Raw genomic sequence first — 15,806 nt, forward strand, 5'->3', positions numbered from 1 at the left:
CTGCCCGGCAACCACAACGACTGCACGGCCTTCGCCGACTCCGGTATCGATGCCGCCTGCGGGGACGCGACCGTCATTGCCGACGGCGCATACCGGGGCACCGGACTGCTTATCCCGCACCGCCGCCAGGCCGGGCAGGAACGGCTGCCACGATGGAAGGAGGAGCACAACGCATCACACCGCCGGGTGCGGGCACGCGTCGAGCACGTCTTCGCGCGCATGAAGAACTGGAAGATCCTCCGTGACTGCCGGCTCAAGGGCGACGGCGTCTTCTGGGCCACCAGCGGCGTCGCCCACATGCACAACCTCGCCCTCGCCGGCTGACCCGAGCCCAGAACTCCGCAACACCCACATCACCGCAGCACAGTTACGGAGTTACGAGAAGATCTCTAGCCGTGTCACATGCGCCTGAACGGGAAGGCCGAAGCTCTCCCTGAGGCCCGTAGTCAGGTAAGAGGGTGCTCCCACCGCAGCACTGGCTTGTCACCGATCCAGTGCGACGAGGTCCGGGTGGCGATCCGCTGGCCACCGATCCAGTACGTGTGCGTCCTCTCGGTGATGTGGAGCCGCACGGCGGTGATGTCTGGGCTACCGGCCTCCTGCCAGGCGATGACGGTCTGTTCGATGTCGTCCCAGAGGGCCACGGGGCCGCCCTGGCGGACCATCCAGGCGTCGCCGTCAGCCGTGAATTCTGCGAAGGACTCGCGGTCAGGGTCGAAGACATAGAGGAGCTGGGTGCCGTTGCTCGCCGTGGCGCGAACGAACTGTGCGCCAGGGGCCGCGAGCTGAGCCAGAAAGGCGGGCATCCAGTCTTCCAGCATGAGCGGTGAGATCTTCGTCGCCCGTTCGCTGTCAGGGTAGGCCGTGCGGGCGGACAGGTCGCCGGCCACCGGTGTGGCGGCCTGTGATCGGGCCTGCATGAAGGACGAGCGGCCGATGATTCGGCCCTCGGCGGTACCGTCGTCGTTCACCGTGACCTTGGCGAGGCCCGTGCCGTAGGGCCAGGAGCCGACGGTGGCCAGGATGACGCCGCCCGGCTTGGTCTGCCTCACCCAGGTGTAGGGGATACGGCGGACGGCGCAGGTTGCGACCACCCGGTCGTACGGGGCCCGGCGGGGGTGGCCGAGGAGGCCGTCCCCGGTCACTGTCCAGGTCGAGTACCCCGCCGTCTCCAGTGCAGCGTCCGCACGGGCCGCCACATGGGGGTCCACCTCGACCGTCGTCACGTTGTCTTCGCCGAGGCGGTGACACATCAGAGCCGAGGAGTACCCGGTACCCGTGCCGATCTCCAGAACGTGCTGCCCGTCTTCCACGTCCAAGTGCTCAATCATGCTGACGACGGTGACCGGCGTAGTGGACGAGGACGTGGGAACGCCGGTCACCGGCTCGCCGGCCTGGTCGGCGGTGAGGTGGCCGTCGAGCTGCGTGGTCAGGGTCTGATCGCTATAAGCGATCTCCGCCCACTCCGCCGGGTCAGACCCCACTGCGGTAACCGGCCGCCAGCGACCACCGTCCACGGGCAGGAACACCCCGGGGTTGAGGAACAACTCGCGCGGTACAGACTCCACCGCGGCCCGCCACTGCGGGGTTGTGAGGGCGCCGGACTTCTCCAGTCGGTCAGCGAGGGCACGCCGCTGGCATGCGGTATCGGTCATGGGTTGCCTCCTCGTGTCAGCAGATCAGCGAATGCGGCGGACATCTCCAGCCCGGTTTGCTCCTCCAGCCACCCCCACTGACCGTTCGGATTCAGCTCCAGCCACCAGTACTGGCCGGCCCGGTCCAAGGTGAGGTCAAAACTCCCGGACACCAGGCCAAGGTGATCGAGGTAGGCATGGAGTGCTGCGACCATGCAGTTGGGCAGGTGTACCACGGTGTAGGAGTGGCGGGAGTAGTCCCTGCGCCAGTCCAAGAGGCCGGAATCGATGCGTATGGCGAACACTTGCCGGCCAACAATCAGCGCCCGCACGTCGGCGATCTTGTCGACGAGGGCTTGGAAGAGGTGCGGTACCACGCGCACGCTGTCGTCGACCTCGTCCGCTGTGACCGGCTCGGCCCACCCGGTCATGGGGATGCCGTCTCGCTCGTATGGCGTCCACCTCAGGGTCTTATAAATCACCTGACGGTGGGCAGCGATGAACTCCCGGGCTTCACCCGGATCATTGGTCACAAGCGTCGGCGGCACGGTGAGGCCCAGGCGCTGAGCAAGGGCAAGCTGGGCAGGCTTGTAGTCAGCGGCAGCGTTACGAAGCGGATGGTTGACCCATAAGGGCACATCAAGGGCGTAAAGGGTGCCACCGAGGCCGTAGCGGACTTGCGCGGCAGCGAAGCGCGCATCGTCGGATCGTAGGTGCTGGAAATCGGGCCAGGTAGGGCGGCGCCAGTACACCGCCCGAACGTCTTCCAGGCCGGTAGTTCTCGACGGAGTACGGACCTGCCCGGCCACCGGGGCCGGGCAGGTACCGAACCGAGCCGAGACCGTCAGGGCCTCGCCGATATCGGCGGGGTTGAACCTGACCACCGGCACATTGCGCCGGTTGAGTTCGGTGATCACCATGTCAGCGGTGACATCGTCCGCCTCGGTGGCCACCAGGACTGGCCTGTTCTGCGTCACGGCATCAGTCCTGCTCGCTGTCCTGGTCGTGGCCCTGATCAGGTGCCGAGTCCGAGTTTGTGGTCGTGTTGGTTTCGGTACCGGTACTGGAGCCGTGCTTACCCATTTCGACGACCAGGCCGCAGCGGTCACGGAAGACGCCGAGCTGGCTGTCAGCGTCAATGGTCACTGTGGTGTGCAAGCGGCGAATAGTGGTCGGGTACGGTGCGAGCCGACCGGCGCCCCACGGGCGAACGACAACAGGATGCTCACTCATGTGCTGCCTCCTTCTGCGGATGAAGCCTGGCAACGTATTACCCCGCTCAACCTCGGAACAGGGAGGTAGTTGAGCGGGCCCATGCCCTACCTCCCCAGCCGTTTCACGTCGTGCACTTGCTGACCCGCCCGGCCGGCCTCGCCATGAGGCAACCGGCCAGGCGGGTGTTGAACCCTGCCTCCCCGTACAGAATCGAACCCAGCAGGGAGGCAGGAGCTTGATAGCTACCAGAGAGGCGCCCGGTTCCTGCCCCTCCCCGACAGGGGCAGGGAGGGGCAGGAGTCTCGTGGTGGATCAGTTCAGGCAGGCGTTGCACAGGCGCTGTCCGGGTTGCGGAGAGTAGATGTCTCCACCGCACCGCTCGCAGCTACCGATCAACACGGATGCCGGGGGCAGTAACTCGCCCGTCATCACGGCGCCAACCACGCAGTGCCCCGCACCGGTTCGAGCGGGGGCCGACTGCGCTCCGGGAGGTCCACGGCCCGTTCGTGGCCAGTGATCTGGCCGGCGACGACGGCACCGGGGGGGCGGGCCGACGAGCGTAGCGCGGCCCTGTGTCTCCCAGAATCGGCGGTGACCCGTGCTGATGGTGTGCTGGTACTTCCACTTGTCAGCCTCAGCAGGGCCGTCCTTGATGCTGACCTCCCCGCTACAGCCCGGCTCCTGGCATTGAATGGAAAACTCTTCCGAGGTCTGCGGGTCGACCATCGTGGTCCACTCGGCGTAGGCGTAGCGGGCACGGATGCTCATTACCGCCCCTCGCCGGCCGTGAGTCGTGCCGTCGAGTCCGGCCTGCCCAGACCGGCACGGTGGCACGGACACGCGCAGTCGGGGTACGCCATGGTTCCCGGCGGCAGGTCGGGGCCGTCGGCACTCTCGCCCACGCCACGAACTTGGAATGCAGATGCCCGCGCGGGTTTGACCTCCTGGACCAGTAAGACACCGTTCTGGCCGCGCTGAGCCATGAGCAAGCTCAGGGCCTCGCGGGTGCCGCTCCTCTGTCTCACTTCGATTCGCCTGCCCCTCCGTGTGCTGTGTGTCCAGACACGCTAGGAGGGGCACGGCCCAGTGTCGTTGGTACTTTCGAACCCCATGTGGCGAAAGTACTCAGTCTGATCGTTTAGATCGGCAGCCGTACGGAAATGGCCAGGTCACGCATGTCCTGGGTCAACGTTCGGCGCTCCTCAATCACCCGCCCCACGATGTCACGGGCGAACCGCTGGTTCGGCAGCCACTCCGGCGATCGGCGCAAGATGTCCTGCATCTTCTCCACCGCCATTCCGTAGTTACCTGTCTTCGAGTGAGCGTCCGCGACGTCCAGGAGGTGCCTGTTCCAGTTGTTCGACGTGGGTCGGACACGCAGGCGCTGAGACTTGGCTTTGGTGATCTTCTGGACCTTGTCGCCGAGGCGAAGCACCATGTCAGGGCGGTCGATGATCTGTGCGTTCTCGGCAGTCTTGAGCAAGACCGTCAACGGCCCGAAGGTTCGGCCGCTCAGATGCTGAGGGATCTGGTACTCACGCCCAACCGCTTCTCCCGCAGCACGAGCCAGGCGCATGGCGTGTTCGGCTTCCCCTGGACGGTTGTCCCGGACGCAGGCCGCAGATACGCGAAGCAGCATCCACCCCCATAGGGATAGCTCAGTGGGGGTGGCTCGTGAGATCCGTACCGGTTCGGCGTCGTCGGCCCACTTGGTTGCCAGCTCCCGGGCCTCGGCGAGCTTGCCCCTGCGGAGCAGCATCCAGCACAGGTGGTTGACGGTTTCGGTGGCCTGTAGGCGGTCCCGAGTCTCGTCCATTGACCTGTGCAACGCGTCCTCGGCGGCTCCGAACTCCCGGACTTGGATCATCAACCATCCGACCCGCTGAAGCAGTCGCACCCGTACTTCCCGGCCCTCGGGCCCCAGAGCGTCTACGTCTCGCAGAAGGCCCGGCAGAACGCACGCAAGGTCGGAGAAGCGGTCCCCCACATAGAGAGGGACAAGGGCGTCCAGGGCTTCTGTCAGCCCTTCAGGGGTTGGGGGCTCGTCCTCCTCCTCACGGAACCCCGAAGGGGCGTTCAGAGCCTTCTTCACGGCGTCCCAGCGGTCAGCCGTGTCAGGGATTGCCCCCTCCTCATCAGGCTGGCCGACCAAGGTCATGGTGGGTACATGGAGTGCGGCGGCGAACTTGCGCCATGTCTCCATCCGGGAGCTCTCCTGTTCGCCTTGTTCGAGCCGGCGGAGGGTGGAGAGGGAGACACCTGACGCGTCAGCGAGCTCGCGCTGAGTCAGGTCACGTCGCTTGCGTACGGTCTTGAGGCGTTCACCAGCGGTCGTCATAGCACGAGCGTACGCGCTTGGCGAGTGCTCAACACGGCCCGTGCTCGCCGGACTTTTGGCGGCAGCAGATGCACGTGCTGACTACGACTTCGACACCTTCGACAGCCAAGAGCGCGGCCCCGGCCGGCTACCGAAGTGCACCAGACCCTCCCGACTAGAGATCACAGGGGGAGACGGGAGAGGGGCCATCACCAGGGCCCTGAGGGGGCCCTGGGAGGGGGGTATATACCACCCCCCGACATTAAATATGTACCTGTGATCCGAGCCCGCCATCACGGTACAGCCGGAAAATGTAGCCCGGATCACGAAAACCCCGCTTGGTTAGTTCGTTTGTGCGCCCCGAGGCGTCTCGCGGAGCCCGAAAACACCCCTTGAAGGTCCCGGGTCGGCATCTCGGGGAATTTTGCTGCCCCGAATCTCATTTTTGGCTCCACGGCAGGCCGGCACGGCCATGAATTCCTGAAACTTTGATACCCGTACACGGTCGGAAAGAGGCACCCCCGATGGGTCCTTTTCTTTTCTTTCTAAGCATTACACCCGGGTGCTCACACGTGCCCTGACCTGCGGAAACGCAGTTTTTTAGGGGTTTTGGAATGGGTTCTGGATTCGGGGTTCTATTCATGATTGTGACGCGGATCACTATGAATTTGGATTGCTGAGACTCGGGATTGGGATAGAAATGGATCGTGACTTCATTCGCTTGGCGATGAGGGCATGGAATGCGAACCGGCCGGACTGAGTGGCCCGGTCGCTAACTAACTAAGGCTTGTGGCGCTCCCTGATGGGTTGCAGCGCCGAGGGAAACGTAGAGCGCGGTTCGGTCTGGTGCTGAAGCGCACGGATGCCTGTGGGGTGGATATGTCGAAGTGTCGTCGCGTGGTGGCTGGTCTGGTGGCTGCTGTGTTCCTGATGGTGGGTGGTGGCGTGGCGGGGTTCGAGGCGGGTGACTCGGGCAAGCGCGCCGCGGTCGAGCGGGTGTCGGTGGAGTCGTTCAACGAGGGGTTCGATGCGGCGCTGTGCTGGCCGATTCCGGGCAACGACCGCACGGACGGGGGCGGCTGGATCGAGGACGGCGCGGGGAACGTGTGCGGCGAGTTCGAACCCAAGTGACTACGGGGCCGGTTGAGGGGTGACGAGGGGAAGGGGCATTCGATGGACGTCATCTTGGGGGGCGGCCTGATCACGACTCCCGCTCAGAACGCCATAGAGGGGGAAGTGCAGGCGGCCCCGGTGGCGGCGGATGTGTCCGCCGCTGTGCTGGCGGGCATGCCCAGGAACGCGGGCGTGATCTTCCATGAGGCGGCCGACGCGATCATCTACGTAGACCAGTCCCTACTGACCGTTCTGTGGTGGCAGTACGAGCGTCAGCAGTATGAGAAGGAGAGGCTCGGGGATCTCTGGGTCGATCACGACCTCGTTTTCGCGCGCGACGGTTTCAAGCTTCAGCCGGGCGGCATGGCTGGTGGCCCCCAGGATCCCGAGAAGGTGTCGGCACGGTGGCGCACCGTTCGGAATCGGCTCCACCTGCCAGAGCTCTTCCGGCTGCACGACTTGCGAGCCAGCAAGATCAACAATGACCTTGACGCGAAGGAGAACCCCGTCGAGGTGAGCGCGAACGCCCGGCATCACTCCGTGGGCTACACCCTCAGCCGCTACGGTCGGCGCCGCCCGGACAGTGCCAAGAAGCTGGCTGCGTCGAGCGCTGGCCGGATCGGCCTCGCTGGAGCGGCTTCCCTCACCGCTCCCGCACTCGCATCTTCGCTCTGATGCAAGATCCCCATCCGGTCTGGTCACGTGGTTGGTCACGCCGCCGGTCGCGGGAAGTTTCGAATCCTACTGGTCACGCTACTGGTCACGCCGAGCGCTGAGCCAGTCCGGGAAAACAGAAAAACCCCCGCTGAGCAGGGGTTTCGTCTGAACCTACTGGTGTCCGAGGGGGGACTTGAACCCCCACGCCCGATAAAGGGCACTAGCACCTCAAGCTAGCGCGTCTGCCATTCCGCCACCCGGACCAGGTGTTGTCTCCGGCGGGGTGTTCCCCGCGGCGACATGGATAACAATACCAAGGTTTCGGAGTGCCTTTCACCTGGGTATCTAGGCGGGGCATAAGGTCCTTTTATGGGCAATGCGGGGCAAACCTGGACAGCTGAGGCGGCCGGGAGCGGCCGGCGGCGGCCCCGGCCGCTTTCGCCTTTGCGGGAGCACCTGCGGGACACGTTCTGGTTCACGCCCACCGTGGGGCTCCTCGGGGCGGCGGGGCTGGCCGCCGGGGTGCTGGAGGTGGACCGGTACGTCGTCGGGGTCCTCAAGGCGGACGGGGACTACGGGGCCGTCGAGTCTCTGATCGGGATCGCCGACGACACCAAGACGATCATCACGACCGTCGGCTCGGCGATGCTGACCTTCATCGGCGTGGTGTTCTCGATCTCCCTGGTCGCGCTCCAGATGGCCAGCGGGCAGTTCTCCCCGCGCGTGGTGCGGCTGTACGTGCGCAGCCGGATCACCAAGTGCACGTTCGCCGTCTTCCTGGCGACCTTCCTGTTCGCCCTGCTGGTGCAGGCGTCGTACGAGGGGGACGAGAATCCGCGCACGGTCTCCACCGTCCCGGTGTTCTCCAGCATCGTGTGCGTCCTGCTGGTGCTCGTGAGCCTCGGGCTGTTCATCGCGTACGTGAACTCCACGCTGCGGCTGATGCGGGTGAGCCACGTGATCGACCGGATCACGCGGGAGTCGTTCCGGGTGCTGGGCCGGTACGGCGTTCCCGACGACGAGCGGCCGGCGCTGGCCGGGGCCGGCGCGGAGGTCGTGCACACGGGGCGGGCCGGGGTGCTGCGCGACGTGCACATCGCGCGGCTGGTGCGGGTGGCGCGGCGGCACGGGGTCGTGCTGCGGCTGATCCCGCGGATCGGGGACTTCGTGGTGCCGGGGACGCCGGTGTTCGCGGTGCACGGTGGGGCCGCGCCGCCGCCGCGGGCGCTGCGGTACACGGTGTCCGTCGGCGTGGAGCGCACCTTCCACCAGGATCCGGGGTTCGGGCTGCGGCAGCTGTCCGACATCGCCCAGCGGGCCCTGTCGCCCGCCGTGAACGACCCGACGACGGCCGTGCAGTGCCTGGACCGGATCACCCAGTTCCTCGCGGCGCTCGCCCGGCGGCCGCTCGGGGCGCTGCACCACTGCGACCGCCGGGGCGCGGTGCGGCTGGTGCAGGACGTGCCCGGCTGGGCGGACCTGGTCGACCTGGGATTCGCGGAGATCCGCGGCTGCGCGACCGGCAGCCCGCAGGTGACCCGGCGGCTGGCGGCGGCCCTGGACGACCTCTGGCACCTGACCCCCGCGGGCCGGCGTCCGCCGCTGGAACGGCACCGGGCGCTGCTCGCCGATGCCGTGACGCGGGCGGTGCCGGACGCGGCGGACCGGGAGTTCGCCTTGCTGCCGGACCGGCAGGGGATCGGTTAGCGCGCGGGCAGGTCGCGACGCCCGGCGAACTCCCCCGCCCGTCGGCAAGCCCCACCCGTCGGCACCCCGTCGACAAGCCCCCGCCCGTCGGCAAGCTCGGGCCCAGGGACAATGAGGAGGTCAGGAACCCCACGATCACCGGGACGGTCAGCTCATGGGACGGGTCACCGCACGCCGCCGCGTCATCCGCATCCGGGACGGGGTCGTCGGCGCCCGTCCGGACACACTGGTGACCGAGGAGCCGATGGAGATCCGGCTGAACGGCAAGCCGCTCGCCATCACCATGCGCACGCCGGGCGACGACTTCGCGCTCGCGGCCGGGTTCCTCGTCAGCGAGGGCGTGCTGGCCGGCGCCGACGAGATCGCCAACATCGTCTACTGCGCGGGCGCGACGGACGACGGATCCAACACGTACAACGTCGTCGACGTCCGGCTCGCGCCCGGCGTCCCCGTTCCCGACATCACCCTGGAGCGCAACGTCTACACGACGTCCTCGTGCGGGCTGTGCGGGAAGGCGAGCCTGGACGCCGTGCGGACCACCGCACGCCACGCCCTCTCGGACGGCCCGGCGGCCCCGATGCGGCTCGAACCCGCCCTGCTGGCCGCCCTCCCCGGCCGGCTGCGGGAGGCGCAGCGCGTCTTCGACCGTACGGGCGGGCTGCACGCGGCCGCGTTGTTCACCGCGGACGGCGAGCTGCTGGACGTGCGCGAGGACGTGGGGCGGCACAACGCCGTCGACAAGCTCGTCGGCCGGGCTCTCCAGCAGGGGATGCTGCCGCTGGCGGGGTCCGTGCTGCTGGTCTCCGGGCGGGCCTCGTTCGAGCTGGCGCAGAAGGCGGTGATGGCCGGGATCCCCGTACTCGCGGCGGTGTCGGCGCCGTCGTCGCTGGCGGTGGACCTGGCCGCGGAGACGGGGCTGACGCTGGTGGGCTTCCTGCGCGGGGCGTCGATGAACGTGTACGCGGGCGAGCAGCGGATCGTCCTGGAGCAGGAGCCGGAGCAGGAACAAGAGCCGGAGCCGGAGTCGGAGCAGGCGGCGGCCACCGGCTGACGCCCGGGCCCCCGCGGCGGCTTCAGACCACCGGTCCTTCCTCCCGCTCCTCCGCCACGCGCGCGAGCAGCGCGACGAACTGTTCCCGCTCGGCGGGCGTGAGCGCGGCGAGCAGCGCCCGGTTGGCCTCGTCGCCCAGGAGCGCGAGCCGCTCCAGGCAGCTGCGGCCCTCGGCGGTGAGGGCGATGACGTTCTTGCGGCGGTCGTGAGGGTCGGGGGTGCGGGTGACGAGCAGTGCCCGCTGGAGGTCGTTGAGGATGCCGACCATGTCCTTGGGGTCGAATCCGGTCTCGCGGCCCAGGGCCGCCTGGGCGACGGGGCCGATGTCGGCGACGGCCGCCAGGACGGCGTGGTGCGGCATGCGCAGGCCTTCGTGGGCGAACGCCTCGCCGAGCAGGCGGCGGCCGCGCCCGGCGGCGCGGTTGAGGAGCCAGCTGGGGAGGGCGCGGATGCGGTCGAGCGCGGGCTCGTCGGGTTCGGAGGGCTCTGTCATGGTGCGACCCTACCGAAATATCCATTGGGACTCCCAACAAAAAACGTTGGACACCCCAATGAAGATGAGTCTATCGTTGGGGCTCCCAACGACATCCGTTGGGACCGCCAACGACACCCGGAGGTGCGCCCCATGCGCCGTGTCCGCTATCACCAGAACGGTGGCCCCGAGGTCCTGCGCCTGGAGGAGACCGACGTCCCCCGCCCCGGCCCCGGCGAGCTGCTCATCCGCACCGAGGCCGTCGGCGTCACCCTCCCCGTCGTGCGGAAGGTGCGCGGCGGCGGCCTCCCGCTGCCCGCGAGCCTGGGCGGCGAGGTCGCCGGGGAGGTCGTGGCGACCGGCCCGGACGTGACCGGCTTCGCCGTCGGCGACCGCGTCACCGGCATCTGCTTCGCCGACGGCTACGCCGACTACTCCCTCCTGCACACCACGATGACGTCGCCCGTACCCGGCGGCGCGACCGTCACGGACGCCGTCGCGCTCGTCCGCTGCGGCCTGGTGGCCCGCGGGGCGTACGCGGCGGCCCGCCCGGCCCCCGGCGAGTCCGTCCTGGTGACAGGCGCGGCCAGCGCCGCGGGCCACCTCGCCGTGCAGCTCGCCAAGGAGCTCGGCGGCGGCCGCGTCGTGGCAGCTGTCAGCTCCGTGGCAGCCGACGCCAAGGCCGCCTTCCTGCGCAACCTGGGCGCGGACCACGTCATCACCTACGACGAGCTCGCCCGCGAGCCCGCGGACCGCTGGGGCGGCCCGGTCGACATCGTCCTGGACGCGGTCGGCGGCGAGCTCCTCTCCCCCGCCGTCGCCGCGCTCGCACCCGGCGGCCGGCTCGTCGCGTACAGCTCGGGCGGCGGGACGATCGAGGCGTACGACCTGCTCGCCGGCGCGAAGTCCGTGACCGGCTTCCAGATGGCGCACATCGCCCGCAACCACCCGGAGCTGATGGAGCGGTGGCGGCTGGAGCTGTGGGAGCTGTTCGCCGCCGGGCGGCTGCGGCCGCGCGTCCACGCCGAGCTGCCGCTGGAGGACGCCGCGAAGGCACACGGGATCATCGAGTCGCGCCTCAACCTGGGCAAGGTCATCCTGCGGCCGGCGTGAACCCGCGCAAGGCCCCGTACGCGAAGCCGCACGCGAACCGGCACGTGACCCCGTACGCGAACCCGCACACGAACCCGCGCCCCGTTCGCGAACCCGTACGAGACCCCGTCCGCGAACCCGTACACAGACCCGTACGGAAGCCCGGATGTGAACACGTATGGGCTCATCGGCCGAGTCCGGCTTGTGTGACAGTCGTACGACATCTACGTTCGGCCTCATGGCGCCGATGCACGTCCGCACCGCTCCCGCCGTCCCCCGAAACCCCGTCAGGAAGGCCTTCGCCGCAGCCGCGTTGGCGGGCCTGACCGGCTCCCTCTTCCCCCTCCTCGCGCCGCTCCCGGCCCGTGCCACGGACACCGGGTTCGAGGAGCAGGTCCTCTTCAGGGCGGGCCGGGAAGGGCCGGGCACCGACGCGTACGCCTGCTTCCGCATCCCCGCGCTGGTCACCACCGTCCGCGGCACCGTCCTCGCGTTCGCCGAGGGCCGCAAGGGCAACTGCGGCGACGCCACCGACATCGACGTCGTCGTCAAGCGCTCCGCCGACGGGGGCCGCACGTGGGGTCCGCTGGAGGTGGTCGACGAGGGGCGCGGCGACACCCACGGCAACCCCGCGCCCGTCGTGGACCGGCGCAGCGGCCGGATCACGCTCCTCACGACGTACAACCGGGGCCGCCCGGACGCCGGCAACTGCGACGTGCCGTGCGACCGCACGCCCTACGTGCAGTACAGCGGCGACGACGGCGCCCACTGGTCGGAGCCGGAGGACCTGACGCGGGAGCTGCGCCCGCCCGGCTGGAACTCCTGGTACGCCACCGGCCCGGGCCACGGCATCCAGCTCGCGCACGGCCCGCACCGCGGCCGCCTTGTCGTCGGCCTCAACGCCGAGAGCCACGACGGCACCCACGGCACCCGTGGGCACGCCAACCACGCGGCGCTCGCCCTCAGCGACGACGGGGGCGCGCACTGGCGGCTCGGGGCGGTGGACACCCATGCGGCCGCCCCGGACGGCACGTACGCGCAGAAGCCGTCCGAGCTGACGGTCGCCGAGCGGGCCGACGGCACGGTGTACGCGGGCGGGCGTGAGCAGGACGGCACGGAGCTCGGCAACCGCGACTTCGCCGTCAGCCCGGACGGGGGCGCGGCGTTCGCCGGGCCGTTCCGGGCCGTCCCGGACCTCTACACGCCCATGGTGCAGGGGTCCGTGGCCGTGCTGCGCCCCGGGCGCTGGCTGTTCGCGTCGCCCGCCGACCCCGACCGGCGGCGCTCGATGACGATCCGTTCCTCGTACGACGAGGGGCGCACGTGGGAGGGTGTGGAGCAGGGCAGGCTCGTCACCGCCGACTGGGCGGGCTACTCGGACATGGCCGTGGTGGAAGACAGCAACCGCGATGGTGGCGGCGGCGACCGGGGTACGGCCGGGCTGCTGTACGAGGCGGGCCGGGGCAACGCGCGGGACGAGATCCGGTTCGCCCGCTTCACCGAGGAGTGGCTGGGCGCTCGCTCCGGGCCGCCGCCCACGACGCCGGACCGGGCGCCGGGCGCGCGGGACGCGTACGTCCTGGGAGGTCCGCACCCGGTCCGGGGCCGCTCCGGCGGGGGTCTCGCCTTCGACGGGGTGGACGACGCGGTGCGGCTGCCCTACCGGGCCTCCCTTCCGCTGGGGGCACGGGACTTCACCGCGGCGCTGTGGTTCCGGTCCCGGCCCCGGTCCGCGACTCCCCGGCCTGCGGCCCCGCTGCCTGCGACTGCCCGGCCCGCGACTCCTCGGCCCGCGACTCCCCGGTCGCCGTCCACCACCACCGCCGCCGCCGTGCCGCCCGAGCAGCCGCTGCTGTGGATGGGCGGGATGGGCGGCGCGCCCCAGGTGGCGCTGCGGGTGGCGCCCGGTGGGCGAGTCATCGGGCAGGTGACGGCGGTCGCCGGGGCGGGGCCGGCCCGTACGGCGGTCGTCCGGTCGGCCGCGTACGGGGACGGGCTGTGGCACCGGGTCGTACTGCGGCGCGGCGGCGGGAGGATCGTCCTCGCCGTGGACGGGGCCGCTTCCTCGGTGCCGGACGTGCCGGGGGCGGTGAGCCGGAACTCGACGTTCGGGGTGCACCTGGGGCAGCGTCCGGACGGCCGGTCGTGGCTGGCCGGGGAGCTGGACGACGTACGGGTGTACGGGCGGGCGCTGACGGACGGCGAGGTGGCGCGGCTGGGGCGGCCGGACGGGCCGGGGAAGCCGGGGCGGCTGCGGCTGCCGGTACGGCCCGGGGGGCCGGATCCGGCGCGCGATCTGCTGCTCTGGCTGCCGCTGGACCGCATCGACCGTGCCGCCCGCGTCGACCTCACCCCCGACCAGACAGGCCGTACAGGCCGTACAGACCACACGGACCGTACAGACCGCACAGGCCGCGTTCAGGCCGCCCGGGAGAGGGACGGCGCGGCCGGGCCGGGCTGCGGCGCCGCCTCGCGCCCGTAGCGCTTCGCGAGGACCGCGCCGACCATCAGCTGCATCTGGTGGAAGAGCATCAGCGGCAGCACGGCCAGGCTCGCCTGGGCCCCGAAGAGGACGCCCGCCATGGGCAGGCCGGCCGCCAGGCTCTTCTTCGAGCCGCAGAAGACGATGGCCAGCCGGTCCTCGCGGCCGAAGCCGAGCCACCGCGAGCCGTACGTGGTGACCGTCAGCATGAGGCCCAGCAGGACGGCCTCCACGCCCAGCAGGGCCAGCAGCCGCAGCGGGGTGACCTCGTGCCAGATGCCGCGGACCATGCCCGCGCTGAAGGCCGAGTAGACGACCAGGAGGATCGAGCCGCGGTCCACGTAGCCGAGGACCTTCTTGTGCCGGGTGAGGAAGCCGCCCACACGGCGGCGCAGCAACTGGCCCGCGAGGAACGGCACGAGGAGTTGCAGCACGATCGACAGCAGGGAGCGGGCCGAGAAACCGCCGCCGCTGTTGCCGAGGAGGAGGGCCGCGAGGAGGGGAGTGAAGGCGATTCCCACAATGCTGGAGAACGAGCCCGCGCACACCGCCGCCGCCACGTTGCCGCGCGCCATGGAGGTGAAGGCGATCGACGACTGGATCGTCGAGGGCACCAGGCACAGGAACAGCAGCCCGGAGTGCAGCTGCGGGGTCAGGACGACGGGGACGAGGCCGCGGGCGGCGAGGCCGAGGAGCGGGAACAGCACGAACGTGCAGCCGAGGACCGTCAGGTGCAGCCGCCAGTGGCGCAGGCCGTCCAGGGCCTCGCGGGTGGAGAGACGGGCGCCGTAGAGGAAGAACAGGAGCGCCACGGCGCCGGTGGAGGCGCCGCCGGCGACGGTCGCCGCCTGGCCTCTGGCGGGCAGGAGGGCGGCGAGGGCGACGGTGCCCAGGAGGGCCGCTATGTAGGGGTCGACGGGGAGGCGGAAGCGGAAGCGCGACGGCATGGGCCCAGCCTGGTGTCCGGACCGCCTATGCGGAACCCCGTTTGCCGCTCTGACTGTCATCACGGATCGCGATGAGCGGCGATGAGCGGCCTACGCTGGTGCCGTGTTCGATCCCGTGCAGCTCCGTACGTTCCTGGCCGTCGCGCAGACGCTGAGCTTCACCCGGGCCGCCGGCCGCCTGGGGGTCCGGCAGTCGACGGTGAGCCAGCAGGTCCGCCGGCTGGAGGCCGCGGCCGGCCGGCAGCTGTTCGTACGCGATACGCACAGCGTGCGGCTGACCGAGGACGGCGAGGCGATGCTGGGCTTCGCCCGCACGATCCTGGAGGCGAACGAGCGGGCCGCCCACTGGTTCGCGGGCACGCGGCTGCGCGGGCGGCTGCGGTTCGGGGCGTCGGAGGACTTCGTCCTCACCCGGCTCCCCGAAGTCCTGGAGGGCTTCCGCCGCGAGCACCCCGAGGTCGACCTGGAGCTGACCGTCGACCTGTCGGAGACGTTGCAGAAGCGGCTGGCCGCGGGGCGGCTGGACCTCGTCCTCGCCAAGCGCCGGCCCGATGAGCCGCACGGGCGGCTCGTGTGGCGGGACCGGCTGGTGTGGATCGGCGGCGAACGGCTCCGCCTGGACCCGCAGCGGCCGCTCCCGCTGATCGCGTTCCCGCCGCCCGCGGTGACCCGGGCGCGGGCCTTGGAGGTGCTGGAGCGCAGCGGCCGGTCCTGGCGGGTGGTCTGCACGAGCGGCAGCCTCAGCGGCCTGGTGGCCGCGGCACGCGCGGGCCTCGGCGTCATGGCCCACACCCTGGGCATGATCCCGCCGGGCCTGACCCGCCTCGCCCCCGGCCCCGGCCTGCCGGAACTCGGCGGCGTCGACGTGGTCCTCCTCCACGGCGCCGCACCGGGAAGCGCGGCGCGGGGGGCGGCGGAGGCCCTGGCCCGGGCGGTCCTGGAGGCGGGCGACCGCCTCCACGCGTAGGGCTGCGCCCGCTCACCAGGACTTTCGGCCGGGCCCGCCACGGGCCGCCTCCGGCGCGGGGGATGCCGGCCCGGCGGCCGCCCGGCAACGCCGCGTGGGCTTGCGCGGAGCGCCCGCGGCCGGCTCGGCACCGCCGAATACCTCGCAGGGGG

15 protein-coding genes and 1 tRNA gene are annotated in these 15,806 nt (G+C 70.3%); 8 read left to right on the plus strand and 8 right to left on the minus strand.

Annotated features, from left to right (window positions below; translation table 11 throughout):
• The coding region (locus D7231_RS34045) for a transposase (RefSeq protein ID WP_147449854.1) at positions 1 to 324 on the plus strand (324 nt) is incomplete at its 5' end.
• 122 nt (positions 325 to 446) lie between these two features.
• On the opposite strand, the gene tgmC is transcribed toward D7231_RS34045, so the two are convergent.
• The 5 genes from tgmC to D7231_RS34065 form a co-directional block, all read right to left on the minus strand.
• Entirely contained in the window at positions 447 to 1,655 is a 1,209-nt protein-coding gene (tgmC, locus tag D7231_RS34050; protein WP_120760135.1) for an ATP-grasp peptide maturase system methyltransferase, read from the minus strand.
• On the minus strand, positions 1,652 to 2,611 hold the full coding sequence (gene tgmB, locus D7231_RS34055; protein WP_120760138.1) for an ATP-grasp ribosomal peptide maturase: 960 nt from the start codon (positions 2,609 to 2,611) through the stop codon (positions 1,652 to 1,654). The genes tgmC and tgmB overlap by 4 nt, the downstream gene beginning before the upstream one ends.
• 4 nt (positions 2,612 to 2,615) lie before the next feature.
• Positions 2,616 to 2,867, minus strand: coding sequence for a putative ATP-grasp-modified RiPP (tgmA, locus tag D7231_RS34060; protein ID WP_120760140.1), 252 nt, complete (start codon positions 2,865 to 2,867; stop codon positions 2,616 to 2,618).
• A gap of 294 nt (positions 2,868 to 3,161) precedes the next feature.
• Entirely contained in the window at positions 3,162 to 3,617 is a 456-nt protein-coding gene (locus tag D7231_RS38760; protein WP_479685690.1) for a DUF7848 domain-containing protein, read from the minus strand.
• A 370-nt stretch (positions 3,618 to 3,987) separates the two neighbouring features.
• Positions 3,988 to 5,187, minus strand: a complete 1,200-nt coding sequence (locus tag D7231_RS34065; protein ID WP_120760142.1) for a helix-turn-helix domain-containing protein — start codon at positions 5,185 to 5,187, stop codon at positions 3,988 to 3,990.
• An 891-nt stretch (positions 5,188 to 6,078) separates the two neighbouring features.
• On the opposite strand from D7231_RS34065, the gene D7231_RS34070 reads away from it, so the two are divergent.
• Positions 6,079 to 6,297, plus strand: a complete 219-nt coding sequence (locus D7231_RS34070; protein ID WP_147449855.1) for a hypothetical protein — start codon at positions 6,079 to 6,081, stop codon at positions 6,295 to 6,297.
• A 42-nt stretch (positions 6,298 to 6,339) separates the two neighbouring features.
• Positions 6,340 to 6,954, plus strand: a complete 615-nt coding sequence (locus tag D7231_RS34075; RefSeq protein WP_120760147.1) for a hypothetical protein — start codon at positions 6,340 to 6,342, stop codon at positions 6,952 to 6,954.
• 157 nt (positions 6,955 to 7,111) lie between these two features.
• Here the strand turns inward: D7231_RS34075 and D7231_RS34080 are convergent.
• Positions 7,112 to 7,199: transfer RNA gene (locus D7231_RS34080), tRNA-Leu, on the minus strand.
• 106 nt (positions 7,200 to 7,305) lie between these two features.
• On the opposite strand from D7231_RS34080, the gene D7231_RS34085 reads away from it, so the two are divergent.
• Together D7231_RS34085 and fdhD are read left to right on the plus strand one after the other, a co-directional pair.
• On the plus strand, positions 7,306 to 8,643 hold the full coding sequence (locus D7231_RS34085; RefSeq protein WP_120760149.1) for a DUF2254 domain-containing protein: 1,338 nt from the start codon (positions 7,306 to 7,308) through the stop codon (positions 8,641 to 8,643).
• Between the two features lie 154 nt (positions 8,644 to 8,797).
• On the plus strand, positions 8,798 to 9,694 hold the full coding sequence (gene fdhD, locus D7231_RS34090; RefSeq protein ID WP_120760151.1) for a formate dehydrogenase accessory sulfurtransferase FdhD: 897 nt from the start codon (positions 8,798 to 8,800) through the stop codon (positions 9,692 to 9,694).
• 22 nt (positions 9,695 to 9,716) lie between these two features.
• On the opposite strand, the gene D7231_RS34095 is transcribed toward fdhD, so the two are convergent.
• Positions 9,717 to 10,187, minus strand: coding sequence for a MarR family winged helix-turn-helix transcriptional regulator (locus D7231_RS34095; RefSeq protein WP_120760153.1), 471 nt, complete (start codon positions 10,185 to 10,187; stop codon positions 9,717 to 9,719).
• 132 nt (positions 10,188 to 10,319) lie between these two features.
• Here D7231_RS34095 and D7231_RS34100 point away from each other — a divergent pair, with 132 nt between their 5' ends.
• Positions 10,320 to 11,279: a quinone oxidoreductase family protein gene (locus D7231_RS34100; RefSeq protein WP_120760155.1), complete on the plus strand. Its 960-nt coding sequence runs from the start codon at positions 10,320 to 10,322 to the stop codon at positions 11,277 to 11,279.
• 226 nt (positions 11,280 to 11,505) lie between these two features.
• Positions 11,506 to 13,740: a sialidase family protein gene (locus D7231_RS34105; protein WP_120760161.1), complete on the plus strand. Its 2,235-nt coding sequence runs from the start codon at positions 11,506 to 11,508 to the stop codon at positions 13,738 to 13,740.
• Here the strand turns inward: D7231_RS34105 and D7231_RS34110 are convergent.
• Positions 13,677 to 14,687 carry a bile acid:sodium symporter family protein gene (locus D7231_RS34110; protein ID WP_120760157.1) on the minus strand — a complete coding sequence of 337 codons (1,011 nt, stop codon included), beginning with the start codon at positions 14,685 to 14,687 and terminating at the stop codon, positions 13,677 to 13,679. The genes D7231_RS34105 and D7231_RS34110 overlap by 64 nt on opposite strands.
• Positions 14,688 to 14,790: 103 nt before the next feature.
• Here D7231_RS34110 and D7231_RS34115 point away from each other — a divergent pair, with 103 nt between their 5' ends.
• The gene (locus D7231_RS34115; RefSeq protein ID WP_120760159.1) at positions 14,791 to 15,654 is read left to right on the plus strand and encodes a LysR substrate-binding domain-containing protein; all 864 of its coding nucleotides are present in this window, start codon (positions 14,791 to 14,793) and stop codon (positions 15,652 to 15,654) included.
• Positions 15,655 to 15,806: the final 152 nt, after the last annotated feature.

It is taken from the genome of Streptomyces klenkii, from assembly GCF_003626645.1.
GTDB lineage: Bacteria > Actinomycetota > Actinomycetes > Streptomycetales > Streptomycetaceae > Streptomyces > Streptomyces klenkii.

Bases quoted from the DNA above. Each gene is read 5' to 3' on its own strand.
- tgmC (WP_120760135.1), bottom strand. From the start codon at position 1,655: ATGACCGATACCGCATGCCAGCGGCGTGCCCTCGCTGACCGACTGGAG.
- tgmA (WP_120760140.1), bottom strand. From the start codon at position 2,867: ATGAGTGAGCATCCTGTTGTCGTTCGCCCGTGGGGCGCCGGTCGGCTC.
- D7231_RS38760 (WP_479685690.1), bottom strand. From the start codon at position 3,617: ATGAGCATCCGTGCCCGCTACGCCTACGCCGAGTGGACCACGATGGTC.
- D7231_RS34065 (WP_120760142.1), bottom strand. From the start codon at position 5,187: ATGACGACCGCTGGTGAACGCCTCAAGACCGTACGCAAGCGACGTGAC.
- D7231_RS34075 (WP_120760147.1), top strand. From the start codon at position 6,340: ATGGACGTCATCTTGGGGGGCGGCCTGATCACGACTCCCGCTCAGAAC.
- D7231_RS34085 (WP_120760149.1), top strand. From the start codon at position 7,306: ATGGGCAATGCGGGGCAAACCTGGACAGCTGAGGCGGCCGGGAGCGGC.
- fdhD (WP_120760151.1), top strand. From the start codon at position 8,798: ATGGGACGGGTCACCGCACGCCGCCGCGTCATCCGCATCCGGGACGGG.
- D7231_RS34095 (WP_120760153.1), bottom strand. From the start codon at position 10,187: ATGACAGAGCCCTCCGAACCCGACGAGCCCGCGCTCGACCGCATCCGC.
- D7231_RS34100 (WP_120760155.1), top strand. From the start codon at position 10,320: ATGCGCCGTGTCCGCTATCACCAGAACGGTGGCCCCGAGGTCCTGCGC.
- D7231_RS34105 (WP_120760161.1), top strand. From the start codon at position 11,506: ATGCACGTCCGCACCGCTCCCGCCGTCCCCCGAAACCCCGTCAGGAAG.
- D7231_RS34110 (WP_120760157.1), bottom strand. From the start codon at position 14,687: ATGCCGTCGCGCTTCCGCTTCCGCCTCCCCGTCGACCCCTACATAGCG.